Origin of the sequence: Pseudomonas sp. TMP9 (assembly GCF_037943105.1) — a bacterium.
GTDB lineage: Bacteria > Pseudomonadota > Gammaproteobacteria > Pseudomonadales > Pseudomonadaceae > Aquipseudomonas.
On record NZ_CP149803.1, the window covers coordinates 3,694,872 to 3,712,260 of the forward strand.

Below are 17,389 nucleotides of genomic sequence, written 5' to 3' on the forward strand. Positions count from 1 at the left end.
TGGCTGATGGGGTAATTAGACTCTGCGACAGCATCGGCAGTAACCGCGAAGGCTTGGGCACTCACCGCCGATCTGTTTCACGTTGCCCAAGGCAGCCGTGCAGCGCTTGACCCGCAGCACGGCCCGGCCTTCGTCACGGTTCCATTTGCTCGCGCAGCAGCTGCGCAAACTGTTCGGCTGGCACCGGCTTGCTGATCAAGTAGCCCTGAATTTCATCGCAGCGTTGGCTTTTGAGGAAATCCATCTGCGCTTGGGTTTCGACGCCCTCGGCGACCACTTTCAGCTCCAAGCTGTGAGCCATGACGATAATTGCGCGGGTGATCGCAGCGTCTTCGCTGCCATGCGTGAGATCACGAATAAAGGTTTGGTCGATCTTGACGTAATCCACCGGGAAGCGTTTGAGGTAGCTGAGCGAAGAATAACCGGTGCCGAAGTCATCAATCGCCAGCTTCACCCCCAGATCACGCAGCTGTTGGAAAGTGCTGATCACGCTTTCAACGTTCTCTAGAAGCTGACTTTCGGTCAGTTCCAACTCAAGAAATGGCGCGGCCAAGCCGGTTTCGTCCAGCACTTGGCGTACCAGGCTGAGCAAGTTGCCTTGGCGCAGCTGATGCCCCGAAAGGTTCACCGAGACGCGTATCTGGGCCAAGCCTGCAACCTGCCAAGCACGCGCTTGATAGCAGGCCTGACGCAGAACAAATTCACCAATCGCACCAATTAAGCCGGTTTCTTCGGCCAGGCCGATAAAGTCGCTCGGCGCTACCAAGCCTCGCTCTGGGTGTCGCCAGCGCACCAACGCTTCTGCAGCGTTGAGGCTGTCGGTGGCCAGGCACAGTTTGGGCTGATAGAACACCTCCAGCTGGCCTTCTTCGATGCCTTTTCGCAACTGATTTTCCAGCTGCAAACGCTCCAACGTGCAGGCCTGCAGGTTGTCGGTGTAGAACTGGAAGGTGTTGCCACCCAAGTGCTTGGCATGTTGCATGGCCATATTGGCCTGGCTGACCAATGCGGAGACTTCCCGCGCGTTGTCAGGCAGCACGCTAATACCCAGCGAGGCGCTGACCACCAATTCGTGACCGTCCACGGTGATTGGCAGGTGCAGCTGGCTTAGCAAATGACTGGCCAGCTGGGACAGGCTGGAGAGGCTGTCGCATGAGTCGAGCAAAATAGCGAACTCGTCACCGGACAACCGCGCCAAGGTATCGGCCGCAGGCATCGCTTGGGTTAAGCGCAGGCTGATCTGGCGTAATAGCTGGTCGGCCACTTCATGACCGAGGCTGTCGTTGAGTAACTTGAAGCGGTCTAGGTTGATATGCAGCAGGGCAATGCTACGTCCGCGCTGTCGCGCCCGCTGAGCAGCTTCGTGCAGGCGCTGCTTAAACAGGCTGCGATTAACTAAACCGGTCAGCTCGTCATAATCTGATAGGTAACGCAGGCGCTCCTCGGCCTCGCGCCGAGAGGACAGGTCGGCAAAGAAACCGACGATGTGGCTGAGGTGGCCTCGCGCATCACGCACCACGTTGAGCTGCAGCCACTGCGGATAAAACTCGCCATTTTTACGCGCCTCAGTCAACTCGCCGCACCAAGTGTCGCTTTTCTCCAGCTCCTGACGGATCCGCTGGTACTGGCGTCGAGAGTCGTCGCTGCTAGTAAGGCTGATTGCACTTTTACCGAGCACTTCATCTTGGCGATAACCGGTGAGTTCACAAAAAGCCTGGTTGACCGACAGCAGGCGATAATGCGGATCAAGAATCACGATGCCTTCGCGCGTCGCCTCGAACACCGTGGCGGCTAATTGCTGTTGCTGCTCCTGCACCTTCCGTGCGCTGATGTCGCGACGGGTGCCAAGCATGCGCAGCACGCGGCCCTCGGCATCACGCTCCACCGCGCGGCCACGGTCTTCAACCCACACCCAGTGACCGTTGGCGTGTTTGATACGGTACTCAACCTGATAATCGTCGCTACGCCCCTTCATATGCTCGACAAGGGCGTGGCGCAGCGCCGGCAGATCATCAGGGTGCAGGCGTGGGGTCAGGTCGCGCAGCATCACCTGCACATCGTCGGGCTCTAGGCCGAATATTTCTTTGAGTCGCGAATGGTGCACGGCATCACTTTGCAGGTCCCAGTCCCACAGGCCCAGTTCACTGGCCTCAACAGCCAAGGTCAGGCGCGCACGACTTTTGCCTAGGGCGACACTGGTTTTATCCAGCTCGAGGGTGCGCTCGATCACGCGTATTTCCAGCTCGCTGTGGGCCTGACGCAGCTCACCCTCGGCGCGCCGGCGCTGTTCCACTTCATGGGCCAGCTCGCTGTTAAGCCCATCCGCCTGCTGCTTGGCATGTTCCAGGTTGTTAATCAGCATTTGATTGTGAAAACGCTGCAGCAAGCTGCGCTGCACCAGACGATTGACCTGCCAAGCGACCACCAGCAAGGCCAGCATCAAGATACTGCCGAGCAGGCCCCAGCCCTGTTGCAGTGTATTGTCGCTGATCAGCAAGTAGCCCACAGAGGGCAACAGACAAGGCAAGGCAAAGGCCAGAAACGCCGAAAAGCTTATCGCATAGGCCACGCTGGCAGAGAGGATTACCGCTGAAATAAGGCCATAGACCAGCGCTTGCAGGTAAAACACATCAGCGGGCACCAGCGCGATGACCGCAAATGCCAATGTCAGCCCAGAGGCTCCAGCGCCTAGTAAAAACAGCAGCAACCAATGGCGCTCAGCCTGTCGGCTGGGCAAGGCCTTGTTAAAGGTATGCACCTGCACCAGGCGCAGCACGGCGAGGATCACCAGCCAAATCGACCAGCTGACCAACAACGCCGGCGGCAGCGGCGCCCATAATAAGAACGCACAGGCTACGCCGCAGAGCAGCATAAACAGGGTAGGCACTTCCGAGCCCTGATAAAGCATACGGGTGCGCTCGGCGGCGATGTCGGTTGCAAACAGCTCAGCAACATCCTGCCCAGAGGTCGGTTTGAGGCCATCGGGTATGGCAGATAAAAGTGAGGCGGTCATAGGCGATTTTCTTGTAATGGTTGCCTAACTAGCGCGCCAGCATACGCGAGCTAGAGGCTTCGCCCAAGCAACAAAGGGGTTAATTCACCCGGTAAATACCTGATGCTGAGTACCCGCAGCCAGCCCTCATCGAGGGCCACCAAGCTGACTGGCCAGTCGTCCATTAAAATCTGCGCAACGGCCTGGTTTGCCCTGCCTGACGCAGCCCCCTAGAATGCCGCGATGCAAAATGACCCTGAACTGCTGATTGCCTCCCTTAACGATGCCCAACGCCAGGCAGTTGCCGCGCGTGTGGGCCGCCAACTGGTGCTGGCCGGTGCCGGCTCCGGTAAAACCCGCGTGCTGGTGCACCGTATCGCCTGGTTGATCCAGATCGAGAACGCCTCGCCGCACAGTATTTTGTCGGTGACGTTCACCAATAAAGCCGCCGCCGAAATGCGCCACCGCATCGAACAGATGCTTGGGCAGAGCCCGGCCGGCATGTGGGTCGGCACCTTCCACGGTTTAGCCCATCGCCTGTTGCGCGCGCACTGGCAGGAAGCCGGCCTGGCCGAGAACTTCCAGATTCTCGATTCCGACGACCAGCAGCGCATCGTTAAACGGGTGATCCGCGACCTCGGCCTGGACGAACAACGCTGGCCGCCCAAGCAGGCGCAGTGGTTTATCAACGGGCAGAAGGATGAAGGCCTGCGGCCGAAGAATATCCAGCCCGGCGGTGACCTGTTCCTCGCCACCATGCTGAAAATCTACGAAGACTATGAGGCTGCTTGCGCACGTGCTGGGGTGATCGACTTCTCCGAGTTGCTGCTGCGTGCGCTTGATTTGTGGCGCGATAAACCGGGCCTGCTGGAGCACTACCAGCGGCGCTTCCGCCATGTGTTGGTGGATGAGTTCCAAGACACCAACGCGGTGCAGTACGCCTGGCTGCGCCTGCTCGCCAAAGGTGGCGACAGCCTGATGGTGGTGGGTGATGACGACCAGTCGATTTATGGCTGGCGCGGGGCGAAGATCGAGAATATCCAACAGTTCTCCGCTGACTTTGCCGACGCCGAAGTGATCCGCCTGGAGCAGAACTACCGCTCCACCGCCGGCATCCTCAAGGCCGCTAACGCACTGATTGCCAACAACCAGGGCCGCCTAGGCAAAGAACTGTGGACCGAAGACGCTGACGGCGAGCCGATCAACCTGTACTCGGCGTTTAACGAGCACGACGAAGCGCGTTACGTGGTCGAGACGATCGAGGACGCCCTGCGCAAAGACGGCCTCAAGCGCAGCGACATCGCCATCCTTTACCGCTCTAACGCGCAATCACGGGTACTCGAAGAAGCGCTGCTGCGCGAGAAGATTCCGTACCGCATCTATGGCGGCCAGCGCTTCTTCGAGCGGGCCGAAATCAAGAACGCCATGGCCTACCTGCGCCTGCTCGATGGCCGTGGCAACGATGCGGCGCTGGAGCGGGTGATCAACGTGCCGGCGCGCGGTATTGGCGAAAAAAGCGTCGAAACCATTCGCGAATACGCCCGCGAACATGATGTGTCGATGTGGGGCGCGATCAACCTGATGGTCGCGGCCAAGGCCCTGCCAGCCCGCGCTTCGGGTGCCCTGGCCGGGTTTGTCGAGCTGATCAACACCTTAACTGCCAAAGCGCAGGACATGTCCCTGCACCTGTTAACCCAGACAGTCATCGAGCAGAGCGGGCTGATCGCCTATCACAAAGCTGAGAAAGGCGAAAAAGCCCAAGCGCGCATCGAAAACTTGGAAGAGCTGGTCAGCGCCGCACGCACCTTCGAGAACAACGAAGACGACGAGCTGAGCCCGCTGCAAGCCTTCCTCAGCCACGCCTCGCTGGAAGCCGGCGACACCCAAGCGGCGGAAAACGAAGACAGCATCCAGCTGATGACCCTGCACAGCGCCAAGGGTTTGGAGTTCCCCCAAGTGTTTCTGGTGGGCATGGAAGAAGGCCTGTTCCCGCACAAGATGAGCCTAGAAGAACCCGGCCGTTTGGAGGAGGAACGCCGCCTGGCGTACGTCGGCATCACCCGCGCCATGAGCAAGCTGGTGATCACCTATGCCGAAACGCGCCGGTTGTATGGCAGCGAAACCTACAACAAGGTGTCGCGCTTCGTCCGTGAGATTCCACCGCAGCTGATTCAGGAAGTGCGCCTGTCCAACAGCGTCAGCCGGCCGTTCGGCGCGGTGAGCCGCAACATGGGCAGCAACAGCATGAGCGGCGACAGCCTGTTCGCCGGCAGCGCCGTGCCGGACACCGGCTTCAACCTCGGCCAGCGCGTGCAGCATTCATTGTTTGGCGAAGGCACCATCCTCAACTTCGAAGGCGCAGGCGCCCAGGCACGGGTGCAGGTGAATTTTGAGAACGAAGGCAGCAAGTGGCTGATGCTGAGCTATGCCAAGCTGCAGGCGCTTTAATAACAGCCCGGCAACAACACCGTAGCCCGGATAAACGCAGCACAATCCGGGGCGGCCTCAAGGGTGGTCCCGGATTGCATCCGGGCTACGAGGTTGTGATGCCAAAGGTTATGGCTATTGCACAAGCAAAGCGGCGATGGCGTAGCCTTATCCACCGTTAGCCAACACCAGCGACAACACCGTAGCCCGGATAAACGCAGCACAATCCGGGGCGGCCTCAAGGGTTGTCCCGGATTGCATCCGGGCTACGAGGTTGTGATGCCAAAGGTTATGGCTATTGCACAAGCAAGGCGGCGATGGCGTAGCCTTATCCACCGTTAGCCAACACCGGCGACAACACCGTAGCCCGGATAAGCGCAGCGCCATCCGGGGCCACTTCAAGATTTATCCCGGACTGGATCCGGGCTACGGAATCAACCTGCGAATAATAAGGAGCCTCCATGATCCGCCGTCCTTTGCTGCTCGCCAGCGCCCTGCTCGCCGCTCTCGGCCTGAGCGGTTGCAAGGAAGAACCTGCCGCCCCACAAGCCAGCGCTGAGCCGGTGCAGACCTTCCAATGGAAGATGGTCACCGCCTGGCCGAAGAACTACCCCGGCTTGGGCACCGCTGCCGAGCGCCTGGCCGAGCGGGTCGCGGCCATGAGCGCCGGGCGCCTGACGATCAAGGTGTACGCCGGTGGCGAGCTGGTGCCGCCACTGGAAGTCTTTGATGCGGTCTCGCGCGGTACCGCCGAGCTGGGCCATGGCGCGGCGTATTACTGGAAGGGCAAGGTGCCGGCCGCGCAGTTCTTCACTGCCGTACCCTTTGGCCTATCCGCCAGCGAAATGAATGCCTGGCTGAGCAAGGGCGGCGGCCAAGCGTTGTGGGAAGAAGCCTATCAACCGTTCGGCGTAAAACCCTTAGCAGTGGGTAATACCGGCATGCAAATGGGTGGCTGGTACAACAAAGAAATCAACTCACTGGATGATCTTAAAGGCCTGAAAATCCGTATGCCCGGCCTCGGCGGCGAAGTGCTCAGCAGGCTCGGCGCCACCACCGTCAACCTGCCCGGCGGTGAGGTGTTCACCGCGCTGCAAACCAACGCCATCGACGCCACCGACTGGGTCAGCCCTTACAACGACCTGGCGTTCGGCCTGCACAAAGCGGCCAAGTTCTACTACTACCCGGGCTGGCAAGAGCCGCAGGCGGTGCTCGAGTTGCTGATCAACCAGCAAGCGCTCGACAGCCTGCCGGCTGATTTGCAGGCCATCCTTACCGAAGCCGCGCGGGCCGCCAACCAAGACTTACTCGACGATTACGTTTACCACAACGCCCTGGCACTCGATCAGCTCAAGCAGCAAGGCACCCTGCTCAAACGCTTCCCCGACGAGGTGCTTGAGGCGCTGCAGCGCGAGTCAGAAGTTGTGCTTGGCGAGCTGGCCGGGCAAACCGAGCTCAATGGTCGTATCTGGGCGTCGATGCAGGCATTTCAGGCACACGCGCGCCTGATGCACGAGCTGTCTGAGAAAGAACTCTACAACTGGCGCTAATCCAGCGTCACACAGCCGGTGCACAGCGTTACACCGGGCAAAAGCCGGAAACATTCTATGCCTAGCCAGCAGCCGTTTCGCCGGGCAAGATGCCGCGCATAGATCCAATAACCAAGAGACAGCTAATCATGCAGCGTTTCCTTAGCATTGCCCTGGCCATGTGCCTCAGCCTCGGCCTGACCATGAGTTTCGACGCCGAAGCCAAGCGGATGGGCGGCGGCAAATCCTTCGGCTCGGCGCCCAGCCACCAAGCCCGTCAGGCGCCGGCCCAACAGCAACAGGCCGCACCGGCTGCAGGCGGTCGTCAAACCGCTGCCGCCAGTGGCGCATCTCGCTGGTTAGGCCCGTTGGCCGGCCTCGCGGCAGGTGGCTTACTGGCCTCAATGTTTATGGGCGATGGCTTTGAAGGCCTGCAGATCATGGACATGCTGATCTTCGGCCTGATCGCCTTCCTGCTGTTCCGCTTCCTCGCGGCCCGTCGTCGTCAGGCTCAGCCTGCTGCTGCCGGTGGTGCGCCCTACCAGCGGGAAATGCCGACCCAAGCTGCACCCCACTCAATCTTCGGTGGCAGCAGCGCCGCCGCCATCAAGCCGGTGATCAATGCACCGGCCTGGTTTAACGAGCAGAGCTTTGTCAGCGCTGGCCGTGAGCATTTCCTCAGTTTGCAACAGCACTGGGATGCTAATGAAATGGGCAAGATTGCCGAATTCGTCACCCCACAGCTGCTGGACTTCCTTAGCCGCGAACGTGCCGATTTGGGTGATGGCTTCCAGTCCACCTATGTCGACGATCTCGACGTGCAGCTGGATGGCGTCGATGACCTCAGCGACAAGACCGTCGCCACCCTAACGTTCACCGGCGTGGCCAAGACCTCACGCTTTGACCAAGGCGAAGCGTTCAGCGAAAGCTGGCGCATGGAACGTGCGGCCGGTGACAACCAGCCGTGGCTGGTTGCCGGTATCCGCCAGAACGGTTAATACCCGCTGCACCCTCGAAAACCCGGGCATGCTCGGGTTTTTCTTTATCCATCATTCAGTAAACGTATGCGCTGGCGCCCGATACACTCTGCGGGCAAGCTTAATGCTGCCAACACTACCCTCCTGAGGATTGAACAATGATCGGATACACAATGATCGGCACCGCCGACATGGAAAAGGCCAAAGCCTTTTACACGCCCCTGCTGGCTGAAATGGGCGCCAAGATCGTCATGGACATCGGCCGCGTCGCTTTCTACGGCGCTGCCAAAGGTCAGCCAATGTTTGCCCTGTGCCTGCCTTACGACAAGCAAGCGCCTAACCCGGGTAACGGCAACATGGTGGCTCTACCCGGCGGCTCCCGCGAAGGCGTCGACAAGCTGTATGCCAAGGCCATCGAACTCGGCGCAGTAAGCGAAGGCGAACCCGGCGAGCGCATGCCCGGCTTCTACGGCGCTTATTTCCGCGACCACGATGGCAACAAATTGGCCTTCTTCCATATGGGCTAACGCATTAACCCGGATCGACAGTTGTGCCCGGCGGCTTGGCCGCCGGGACCGGCTGCTGGGCTTTTTCGCTCCATGCCTGTGTCTCTTCGCTGCGTTTACGGCTGTTGAGTTGCGCGCGATCAATGGCTTCCTCGTATTGCGCCAACCAACTGCGCGAGCCCGGCAGCATATTGGCCAGATCACGCATGCCTACCCTCAAGCCCTGCATCACTTGTTGGTAATCGTGTTCTTGATCCTGCAGCACCTTGCTGACTTGGCCGATGGTATCGGGGTTTTCCACCCGCTCGAACAGCCCGGTCAATTGTGATGCCTGCTGACTGGCCAATAACGCTTCTTGATGACTCAGTGCGCTCTGCTGCACCACTAACCGCTGCTCAAGCTTAAGCACCTGCTTTTCCAGCACCGCGATGCGCGGGTCTTCGCTGACACTGAACAGGCTGTAAATGTTCAACCCCACCGATGCCAGCATCAGGCTGCCGAGCAACACGGCCAAACCGATGATAAACAACCGATTGCGTTTGCCTGCCGTGGTCAGCAACTGCAGCCGCTGTTCCTCGCTTAGCACACCGTCTTCAGACTCTTGCGCTTGGCTCTTCATAATGTGACCAGTTTATGACGTTAAAAAACTGACGCCTCAGTTAAACTGAACGATAGCACTTTGCCAGCTTTTTGCTCAGCCCCGTCTAAGGTATAAGACGCTCCCGTATTACCTGCATAAAGAGGCCACCCCGTGGAAGAAGTCATCGAACAGTTGCGCGAACTCAACGAGCCGGTGCCCGTCCCGCTGGAGTTACCGGAAGAAGAAACGCTAGTGGATATTCAGGAGCAAATCCTTATCCACCTGCCTTTCGCCCTGCGCGAATACCTGCTGCAGGTCAGTGATGTGGTCTATGGTCGCCTGGAGCCGGTCACCGCCGCCGATCCGCAATCCCACACCTACCTGCCCGAAGTCGCTGCTACGGCCTGGTCCCTCGGCGTGCCCCGCGAGTTCGTGCCCCTGTGCGAAGACCGCGGTAACTATTACGTGGTCGAAGACGACGGCACCGTGCTGCTCTGGGAAGCCGACACCACTGAAATCAACGAAGACGAAACCTGGGAATCGGTCTGGCATTGGGTGCGCGACGTGTGGCTGGAAAGCTGAAACTTGCCGCTAGCTGCGCTTGGCCGCCTGCTCCAGTTCCAGCAGGTTCAGCAAAAACCGCGCGAAGTAGCTGAGGTCTTGCTCCATGGCCTGCCGGGCGGCTTTGGCGTCACCGGCTTCGATGGCGGCAAATGCGTTTTCATGGAAATCATTGAGACGCAGCGATAGGTCGGCTTCGGTGAATAGCCGGTTGAAAAACGGCCCGACCTGCAGCCACAGCGATTCGATTGAGCGCAACAGAACTGGGTTGCCGCAGGCACTGTAGAGGTGCAGGTGAAACTGGCTGTTGGCATCTAGATAGGCTTGGATCTGCCGCTGCTCGATGGCGACGTCCATGCGCGCCACGCAGTCGCGCAGCTCCGCCAGGTCGGCCGGCGTCAGGCGCGGTGTGGCCAGCTCCACAGCTAAGCCTTCAAGGCTCAGGCGCACCTGGAAGATCTGCTGGTAGCGCTCGCGGGTCATTGGCGGGACGCGCACCGAGCGTTGCGGCTCACCTTCCAGCGCACCCTCAGCGACGAGGCGCTGCAACGCGGCGCGTACCGGCATCGGGCTGGTGCCCCATTCGGCGGCCAGATCGCGGATTTTCAACCGCTCGCCGGGCTGGAAGCGTCCAGCCAGCAGGCCCTCACGGATACGTTGGTAGAGTTGATCTTGCAGGTTGTCGGCCATGGTCGTTCAGCCCCGTAGCGGCGGCGCGGGGAGTTGAGCGAGGGTCAGCGAGCAGTTATGCATGGGATTCTCCGGAGTTCAGCAAATTGGCCTGAGTGGTTCTGCTAGAGGCAGGCTAGGCGCTGGGGTGCTTGAAAAGCGCAGTTGACTGCAGTCAATGAGCATTTTCGAGTATCCCTGCAACAACGCCTGACCGACGCAGAAGCGCTCAGGGGGCTTTGTTTTCGATCAGGCAATTGCCACCGTCCACCACGATCACTTCACCAGTGATGTAGCTGGCTTCGGGGGACGCTAAAAAGGCCACTGCCGCCGCCACTTCTTCCGGCCGACCCGCGCGACCCAGTGGCGTATAAAGCGCAGCATGCTGTTCTTCTTCGGTGCTTGAGCCCGTGGCGATCCAGCCTGGCGCCACGCTATTGACCGTGATGCCTTGCTTGGCTACTTCCAGCGCCAGGCCCATAGACAAGCCAAGCATGCCCGCCTTGGCCGCGCTGTAGGCGGTCTCACCGGGGTTGCTGCCCCGGGTGCCAGTGGTTGAGCTGATATTGACGATGCGTCCGTAGCCGCGCGCGCGCATGCCCGGCAGCACCGCGCGGGTAAGCAAAAAAGCCGTGCCAAGGTTACGTGCGATGGAGAGGTTCCACGTCGCCCAGTCCATGTCAGCCAGCTCGGCGAAGGGCTCGGGACTGCCTTGCATGGCCATGCCCGCGTTGTTCACCAGAATGTCGATCTGGCCCCACTGCGCCTGCGCCCATTTCAGCAGTTCAGCCACCTGCTGCTCGTCCGTCAAATCAGCCGCTTTGGCCCGTGCGTCGATACCTTCGGCACACAACTCGGCAGCACGCTGCTCAACCCGCGCACTGCTGGCCGTCAGTAATACTCGCGCACCGGCACGCCCCAGACGGCGGGCAATGGCCAGGCCGATCCCTGACTCACTGCCGGCACCGCTGACCAACGCCACGTGGTGTTGAAATACCATTACCCATCATCCTGTGATCACAAATATGCCAATAATCTAGCAATAACCTGCTGCAAAACCAACGCTTGAGTTTTCTGTGATCACAAAATAGCATGTGCAGAGAATCGAACGAGGTGTTCAATATGACTGCAAGTGGTATCCATCCCGCCGCCGTAACAACATTCGTCAGCCGTGAGCGGGAGCATTTTATCGCGCGCAACCCGAAGTCTGTGGCCCTGGCCGAGCGTGCGCGCCACTCACTGTATGGCGGCGTGCCGATGCACTGGATGGCGGACTGGTCGACCCCCGCGCCCCTGTTTGTCGAGCGAGCCAAGGGCGCGCGTTTCTATGACATCGACGGCCATGAATACATCGACTTCTGCTTGGGTGACACCGGCAGCATGTTCGGCCATTCACCCGAGCCGATTGCCAACGCCATTGCTGAGCAGGGTCATAATGGCCTGACCACCATGCTGCCCGGCGAAGACGCGGTGGTGTGCGGCGAACTGCTGGCCGCACGCTTTGGCTTGCCGTTCTGGCAGGTCACCGCCACTGCCACCGATTCAAACCGCTACGTGCTGCGTTGGGCGCGGGCCATCACCCAACGTAAAACCCTGCTGGTGTTCGACGGCTGCTACCACGGCACGCTTGATGATGTGATGGTGCGCTGCCGCGACGGTGCCACCGTGCCGCGCAGTGGCTTGGTCGGCCAGGCCTATGACCTGACCCAATACAGCCGCTCAATTCCTTTTAACGATGTCGCCGCGCTGGAAGCCGCCTTGGCCCAAGGTGATGTGTGTGCGCTGCTCTGCGAACCGGCGATGACCAATATCGGCATGGTGTTGCCCGAACCGGGCTTTATGCAGCAGTGCCGTGAGCTGACGCAAAAATATGGCAGCCTGCTGATCATCGATGAAACCCACACCATCTCGACGGGCATGGGGGGCTGCACGAAGCTGTGGAACCTTGAGCCAGACTTCTTTGTGGTCGGCAAACCGATTGCTGGCGGCGTGCCGTGCGGCATCTTCGGCTGTAGCGCGGCGATGGCTGAAGCCATGACTGCCGCGCACCAACGCGCCAGTGCAGACAGCCACGGTCATGGCCACAGCGGCATGGGCACCACGCTGTCGGCCAATGCCCTGGCCATGCACTGCATGCGTGCCAATTTAGAACACGTCATGACCGAAGCCGCCTACGCACACATGCTGCCGCTGGCTAAACGCCTGGCCGATGGCTTCCGCTCGCTGATCGCTAAGCACGACCTGCACTGGTCAGTGACCGAGCTGGGCGCGCGCTGCGAATTTCAGTTCTGCCCGTTGTCGCCAAAGACCGGCGCCGAGGCCGAAGCCGCCTTCCATGACGAACTGCAAATGGCCCTGCACCTGTACCTGATCAACCGCGGCATCTTGATCACTCCATTCCACAACATGACCCTGTGCTGCCCGAGTACCACGGCGAATGATGTGGATCAGCTGATCGGCATGCTCGACCAAGCCCTAACCGAGTTGCTGGCCATCCCCGGCGCCCGCGAATAAATGCACATCAGAACGTAGGGTGGATGACGCTTTATCCATCCACCAATAGGCACCCCTGGTGGATGGATAAGCGCGAGCTACGCGCCCCGATCCACCCTACGCCACTGTGGGAGCGGCCTTGGCCGCGATGCTTTTTTACCGCCCTTCGCGGGCAAGCCCGCTCCTACAAAAGCCGCCTGTCCCGGCCAATAACGAGATAGCCACCATGCAATTCGCCGATATTCAGGAAGCACACGACTTCCTTGCCCTGCACCCCGAGGTGCGTTTGATTGAACTGATGTTGATCGACGCCAACGGCATTCCGCGTGGCAAGCTGCTGCACCGTGACGAGCTGCTGGCCGTCTATGAGAACGGCCGACCGCTGCCCAGTTCGATCCTGTCGCTGACCATTCAAGGCGAGGACGTGGAAGAGAGCGGTCTGGTTTGGGAAGTCGCTGACGCCGATTGCTGGACCTATCCAATCCCCGGCAGTCTGACCCTGCAACCCTGGCGCAACAGCCCCACCGGCCAGCTGCAGGTGAGCATGCACCCCACTCAGGGCCTGCCCGCTGCGCCGGCCGATCCACGGCATGTGCTGATTCGCGCCATCGACCGGCTCAAGGCTGATGGTTACCACCCGGTGATGGCGGTGGAATTGGAGTTTTACCTGCTGGATAAGCAACGCGATGTTAACGGTCGGCCGCAACCCGCGCTGCAGACCAATGGCGTGCGCCCGCAGGCACCGCAGGTGTATGGCGTGTACGAACTGGAACAACTGCAGCCGTTCCTTGATGACCTCTATGTCGCCTGCGAGGTGCAGGGCCTGCCGGTGCGCACCGCGATTTCTGAATACGCGCCGGGCCAGCTTGAACTGACTCTCGAACACCGTTTCGACGCCCTGCAGGCCATTGATGAAGGCGTGCGCTACAAGCGTTTGGTCAAGGGTGTGGCAGGCAAGCACGGGCTGCAGGCCTGCTTTATGGCCAAGCCGTTCGGCGACCAAGCCGGCAGCGGCATGCACATGCATGTCAGCCTGGCCGATGCCGAGGGCAACAACCTGATGGCCAGCAACGACCCGCAGGGTACGCCGCTGTTGCGCCACGCCATCGGCGGCATGCTGACGACGCTGAATGACACCCTGGCGATCTTCTGCCCCAACGCCAACTCCTACCGCCGCTTCCAGGCCAATAGTTACGCGCCATTGGCGAAGAGCTGGGGCGTGAATAACCGCACCGTGTCGTTCCGTGTCCCCGGCGGCCCGGCCAAGAGCCGGCATGTTGAGCACCGCATCTGTGGCGCCGACGCCAATCCCTATCTGGCTGCAGCGGCGATTCTTGCCGGCATCCACCACGGCATCCAACACCAGATTGATCCGGGCGAGGCCACCATCGGTAACGGCTATGAGCAAGCCTGCGAAACCTTGCCCACCGACTGGCTAACCGCCTTGCGGGCGTTGGAGCAATCGACCTGGGCCAAAGAAGCGCTGGGCGAGGACTTCCTCAAGGTATTCCTGGCCATCAAGTGGGCCGAGTTCCGTCAGTTTATGGGCGAGGTCGGTGAGCAGGACTGGCGCTGGTACCTAAGCCACGCCTGATCGGGACAAGCCGGCTAGCGCCGAGTGCGCCAGCCGCTTGCTTATGGTTTGCCACAACCCGTACCGTGGCAGGCTAATCGAGCGTCACAGCCGTTTATACGCTCGATCAACCTGCCTCAGAGTGCCCTATGCAAGCCGGAACCGCCCAGCTGTCGATGACCGTCCTGATGACCCCGGATATGGCCAATTTCTCCGGCAATGTCCACGGCGGCACGTTGCTCAAATACCTCGATGAAGTTGCTTACGCCTGCGCCAGCCGCTATGCCGGCTGCTACGTGGTGACCCTGTCGGTGGACCAAGTGATTTTCCGCGAGCCGGTGCATGTCGGTGAGTTGGTGACCTTCCTCGCCTCGGTCAACCATACGGGGCGTACGTCCATGGAGATCGGTATCAAGGTCATCACGGAAAATATCCGCGAACGTTCGGTGCGGCATACCAACAGCTGCTTCTTCACCATGGTTGCGGTGGATGAAACAGGCAAACCCGCCGCCATTCCCACCCTGACGCCTGACACGCCGGATGGCCTGCGCCGCCAGCGCCAAGGCCTGCAACGCCGGCAGATACGTCACGAACTGCAACAGCGCTACCAAGCGCTTAACCTAGCAGAAGGCTGAGCACCCCGATGTGCTGCTGCCGGAGCCACCATGATTGACCTGTTTGATGTGTTTCTACTGATGCTGTTCGCCACCGCCTGCGCGTGGCTGTGGCACGCCCATGGTTTGCGCGAGCGAGCGCTAACGCTGGTGCAACAGCACTGCGCCAAAGCTGACGTCGAATTGCTCGATGGTAACGTTGCCCTGCGCCGGCTCGCCCTGTTGCCCGATGCGCGCGGGCGTAAGCGTATGGCGCGGGTGTATGGCTTTGAGTTCACGGTCACAGGCGAACAACGGCATATCGGCAGCATTACCCTGTTTGGCAAACAGCTGGGGCGTATTGAGCTGGCACCCCACCCTTTTCGGGAGCCGCCAGCGCCCAGCGCTCAGGTGATCGAAATGCAGCAGTGGCGCAGCCAGCGGCACGACGCTGACGACAACACACCACGTCACTAAGAGCGCGTCACCCTCGCCGCGACGGGTCGCTAATCACGCTGCAACAGAAAGTGCACCACGCGGGCGGCGCTGTCGGCCGGCTGTTCCTGCATAAAGCAGTGCCCACCCGGCATCACATGCGCGCTGACATGGCCATTGCTGGCGCACCAACGCGCCACTGACTTGGCCACAAAGGGGTAGCTGTGTTGGCCGTAAAGCACCTGGGTCGGCGTTGTCACCTTGGCCAAGGATGGCCACAAGCGCTTAGGGAAAGAGCTGAAAATATCCGCTTCACGGCTCGTCCGGCACTTCAGCTCGACACCCTGCTCGCTGTCTTTCAACGCGTGCTCGATGTAGGCCGCAAACGCCTCTTCGGTCCAGCCGCGAAACATGCCGCGACCATGCAAGGCCGCATAGGCAGCGGTACGGTCCGGCCAACTGCTGCGGCGTTTCAGTGCCTTACTGGCCAAGGTGGTGCGCCGGCTCAAGCCGACCACATCGGACAGCGCCATCACCCCAATCATGGCTGGGCCGAACAGCACCGGATCGAGCAACACCGCACGCTGAAAAAGCTGCGGCTGCTGGGCTAGCATCAAGCTGGTCAGCACCCCACCAAAACTGTGCCCAAGGGCAAAAACTGGCACCTCGCCAAAGCGTTCACGGCCGATGGCAAAGGCTTCCAGCGCCAGCTCGGCACTGCGGTTCCAACCGTGAAAGCGTCCGCCATGGTCACTCTCGCCATGGCCCTGCACATCACACAACCACAGGTCGAAGTCTTCGCTGAGCGCCTGCAACAACGGTGTATACACCCGTCCACAGTAGCCATTGCCATGCAGAAAATGCAGCAACGGCTTACCTGAAGGCGGCGTATACCAGCCGCGTAGAGTGAAGCCAGCGGAACAATCGTGGGACCAAGGAAGCAGTTGCATAAGCGCTATCCAGAAAAAAGTCGCCGCAGTTTATCAATACCCGCAGGCCTTGCCTCTCACTGCATGCGGCACTCAGCAAACGCTCGCTGCAAGGCTGCGCTGTCTTGCGCCTCGGTGAAGATCAGCTCCAGCCGCGAATCCTTGCGCCATTCGCTGGTTTGCCAGTGCAGAGGCTGGCTATCCAGGGGCTGGCCATCCAGAGGCCGGCTGTCCAGCGGCTGGCCGTGCAGGGTATTGGCGGACAGCCAGCCGGCGTTGCTGTGCAGCACCAGCTTGGCGCGCCGCCAAGGCAGGCTGCTCAGCCACTGCTGCACGCGCATCAGCTCAAATTGTTGGCTGGGGTGCCAGCGCCAGCCAATACTCCAGCCTTCGGCTTGCTGCTGCATTTGGCAGATCGGCTCATCCGGGCTGCGCCAGAGCTGGGGCAAAGAAGCCAGAACGACGGGCAGGTCGACCAACGCATCGCCAACATGAGCCTGGGCGCTAAAGCCGGGCAGTTGCGCCAGTGGCAGTGCGCCTTGGCGGGTCCAGTAAAGCGGTCGCGCCGGCAGTTGGTCCTGGATGAGCGCTCGGGCGGCCTGATCCAGATTTTCGGCCTTATTCAGCAGGAGCAGCCCGGCTTGGCTGAGCACCGCCTGCTGACTGTCCGGCGGTGCGTCACCGGCGGCCAGCGCCTGCGCGTCGAGCACCAACAAGGGTGCCTGCACCGCCAGCACCCCAGCCCAAGGTGCTGCGCGTAATTGCTGGAGCAGTTGCAGCGGATGACCCAGGCCGGACGGCTCAATAAACAGCCGGTCCGGTTTAGCGTGGCGCAGTAAGCGCGTAAGGCCGACCTGAAAGGGCACGCCGTTGACGCAGCATAAACAGCCGCCAGTTACCTCGCCCAGGGTAATACCCTCGTCGTCAGTGGCCAGCAGCGCAGCATCAAGCCCCACCAAACCGAACTCGTTGATCAACACCGCCCAGCGTTCGTGCGCGGGACGCTGGGCGAGTAGATGGCGGATTAGGCTGGTCTTACCAGCACCCAGCGGCCCGGTAATGACATGGGTGGGGATATTTTTCAGCATGAGCGGCGCTTATTTAGTGTCCGTAGAGAAGGAGAAT

Annotated in this window: 15 protein-coding genes; 9 read left to right on the forward strand and 6 right to left on the reverse strand. The window is 60.6% G+C overall.

The window, feature by feature from the left end:
- Positions 1-133: 133 nt before the first annotated feature.
- Entirely contained in the window at positions 134-3,013 is a 2,880-nt protein-coding gene (locus WF513_RS17300; protein ID WP_339080647.1) for an EAL domain-containing protein, read from the reverse strand.
- 222 nt (positions 3,014-3,235) lie between these two features.
- Here WF513_RS17300 and uvrD point away from each other — a divergent pair, with 222 nt between their 5' ends.
- The 4 genes from uvrD (at position 3,236) to WF513_RS17320 (ending at position 8,452) form a co-directional block, all read left to right on the forward strand.
- A complete protein-coding gene (gene uvrD / locus WF513_RS17305; RefSeq protein ID WP_339080648.1) occupies positions 3,236-5,440 on the forward strand; it encodes a DNA helicase II in 2,205 nt (734 codons plus the stop codon).
- A gap of 440 nt (positions 5,441-5,880) precedes the next feature.
- A complete protein-coding gene (locus WF513_RS17310; protein WP_339080649.1) occupies positions 5,881-6,969 on the forward strand; it encodes a TRAP transporter substrate-binding protein in 1,089 nt (362 codons plus the stop codon).
- Positions 6,970-7,097: 128 nt separating this feature from the next.
- A complete protein-coding gene (locus WF513_RS17315; RefSeq protein WP_339080650.1) occupies positions 7,098-7,946 on the forward strand; it encodes a TIM44-like domain-containing protein in 849 nt (282 codons plus the stop codon).
- Between the two features lie 137 nt (positions 7,947-8,083).
- Positions 8,084-8,452 (forward strand): VOC family protein, encoded by a 369-nt coding sequence (locus WF513_RS17320; protein ID WP_339080651.1) that lies wholly within the window; start codon positions 8,084-8,086, stop codon positions 8,450-8,452.
- Between the two features lie 4 nt (positions 8,453-8,456).
- Here WF513_RS17320 and WF513_RS17325 read toward each other — a convergent pair whose 3' ends face one another.
- Complete coding sequence (locus WF513_RS17325; RefSeq protein ID WP_339080652.1) at positions 8,457-9,050, reverse strand: hypothetical protein; 594 nt, start codon at positions 9,048-9,050, stop codon at positions 8,457-8,459.
- A 132-nt stretch (positions 9,051-9,182) separates the two neighbouring features.
- Between WF513_RS17325 and WF513_RS17330 the strand changes: the two genes are divergently transcribed.
- On the forward strand, positions 9,183-9,593 hold the full coding sequence (locus WF513_RS17330; protein ID WP_339080653.1) for an SMI1/KNR4 family protein: 411 nt from the start codon (positions 9,183-9,185) through the stop codon (positions 9,591-9,593).
- 9 nt (positions 9,594-9,602) lie between these two features.
- Here WF513_RS17330 and WF513_RS17335 read toward each other — a convergent pair whose 3' ends face one another.
- Both WF513_RS17335 and WF513_RS17340 read right to left on the reverse strand, forming a co-directional pair.
- Positions 9,603-10,262: a GntR family transcriptional regulator gene (locus WF513_RS17335; protein WP_339080654.1), complete on the reverse strand. Its 660-nt coding sequence runs from the start codon at positions 10,260-10,262 to the stop codon at positions 9,603-9,605.
- 208 nt (positions 10,263-10,470) lie between these two features.
- A complete protein-coding gene (locus tag WF513_RS17340; RefSeq protein ID WP_339080655.1) occupies positions 10,471-11,241 on the reverse strand; it encodes an SDR family NAD(P)-dependent oxidoreductase in 771 nt (256 codons plus the stop codon).
- A 122-nt stretch (positions 11,242-11,363) separates the two neighbouring features.
- Between WF513_RS17340 and WF513_RS17345 the strand changes: the two genes are divergently transcribed.
- From WF513_RS17345 to WF513_RS17360, 4 genes are all read left to right on the forward strand, one after another.
- Positions 11,364-12,755 (forward strand): aspartate aminotransferase family protein, encoded by a 1,392-nt coding sequence (locus WF513_RS17345; RefSeq protein ID WP_339080656.1) that lies wholly within the window; start codon positions 11,364-11,366, stop codon positions 12,753-12,755.
- Between the two features lie 205 nt (positions 12,756-12,960).
- Entirely contained in the window at positions 12,961-14,328 is a 1,368-nt protein-coding gene (locus tag WF513_RS17350; protein WP_339080657.1) for a glutamine synthetase family protein, read from the forward strand.
- 128 nt (positions 14,329-14,456) lie between these two features.
- Positions 14,457-14,942 carry an acyl-CoA thioesterase gene (locus WF513_RS17355; RefSeq protein WP_339080658.1) on the forward strand — a complete coding sequence of 162 codons (486 nt, stop codon included), beginning with the start codon at positions 14,457-14,459 and terminating at the stop codon, positions 14,940-14,942.
- Positions 14,943-14,972: 30 nt separating this feature from the next.
- Positions 14,973-15,377, forward strand: coding sequence for a DUF3301 domain-containing protein (locus WF513_RS17360; RefSeq protein WP_339080659.1), 405 nt, complete (start codon positions 14,973-14,975; stop codon positions 15,375-15,377).
- Between the two features lie 29 nt (positions 15,378-15,406).
- Here WF513_RS17360 and WF513_RS17365 read toward each other — a convergent pair whose 3' ends face one another.
- Both WF513_RS17365 and WF513_RS17370 read right to left on the reverse strand, forming a co-directional pair.
- A complete protein-coding gene (locus WF513_RS17365) occupies positions 15,407-16,285 on the reverse strand; it encodes an alpha/beta hydrolase (RefSeq protein WP_339080660.1) in 879 nt (292 codons plus the stop codon).
- 56 nt (positions 16,286-16,341) lie between these two features.
- Positions 16,342-17,352: a CobW-like GTP-binding protein gene (locus WF513_RS17370; RefSeq protein ID WP_339080661.1), complete on the reverse strand. Its 1,011-nt coding sequence runs from the start codon at positions 17,350-17,352 to the stop codon at positions 16,342-16,344.
- Between the last annotated feature and the right edge of the window lie 37 nt (positions 17,353-17,389).

Excerpts from the sequence above, each read along its gene's own strand:
- WF513_RS17300 (WP_339080647.1), bottom strand. The coding sequence starts at position 3,013 with ATGACCGCCTCACTTTTATCTGCCATACCCGATGGCCTCAAACCGACC.
- uvrD (WP_339080648.1), top strand. The coding sequence starts at position 3,236 with ATGCAAAATGACCCTGAACTGCTGATTGCCTCCCTTAACGATGCCCAA.
- WF513_RS17310 (WP_339080649.1), top strand. The coding sequence starts at position 5,881 with ATGATCCGCCGTCCTTTGCTGCTCGCCAGCGCCCTGCTCGCCGCTCTC.
- WF513_RS17315 (WP_339080650.1), top strand. The coding sequence starts at position 7,098 with ATGCAGCGTTTCCTTAGCATTGCCCTGGCCATGTGCCTCAGCCTCGGC.
- WF513_RS17320 (WP_339080651.1), top strand. The coding sequence starts at position 8,084 with ATGATCGGATACACAATGATCGGCACCGCCGACATGGAAAAGGCCAAA.
- WF513_RS17325 (WP_339080652.1), bottom strand. The coding sequence starts at position 9,050 with ATGAAGAGCCAAGCGCAAGAGTCTGAAGACGGTGTGCTAAGCGAGGAA.
- WF513_RS17335 (WP_339080654.1), bottom strand. The coding sequence starts at position 10,262 with ATGGCCGACAACCTGCAAGATCAACTCTACCAACGTATCCGTGAGGGC.
- WF513_RS17340 (WP_339080655.1), bottom strand. The coding sequence starts at position 11,241 with ATGGTATTTCAACACCACGTGGCGTTGGTCAGCGGTGCCGGCAGTGAG.
- WF513_RS17345 (WP_339080656.1), top strand. The coding sequence starts at position 11,364 with ATGACTGCAAGTGGTATCCATCCCGCCGCCGTAACAACATTCGTCAGC.
- WF513_RS17350 (WP_339080657.1), top strand. The coding sequence starts at position 12,961 with ATGCAATTCGCCGATATTCAGGAAGCACACGACTTCCTTGCCCTGCAC.
- WF513_RS17355 (WP_339080658.1), top strand. The coding sequence starts at position 14,457 with ATGCAAGCCGGAACCGCCCAGCTGTCGATGACCGTCCTGATGACCCCG.
- WF513_RS17360 (WP_339080659.1), top strand. The coding sequence starts at position 14,973 with ATGATTGACCTGTTTGATGTGTTTCTACTGATGCTGTTCGCCACCGCC.
- WF513_RS17365 (WP_339080660.1), bottom strand. The coding sequence starts at position 16,285 with ATGCAACTGCTTCCTTGGTCCCACGATTGTTCCGCTGGCTTCACTCTA.
- WF513_RS17370 (WP_339080661.1), bottom strand. The coding sequence starts at position 17,352 with ATGCTGAAAAATATCCCCACCCATGTCATTACCGGGCCGCTGGGTGCT.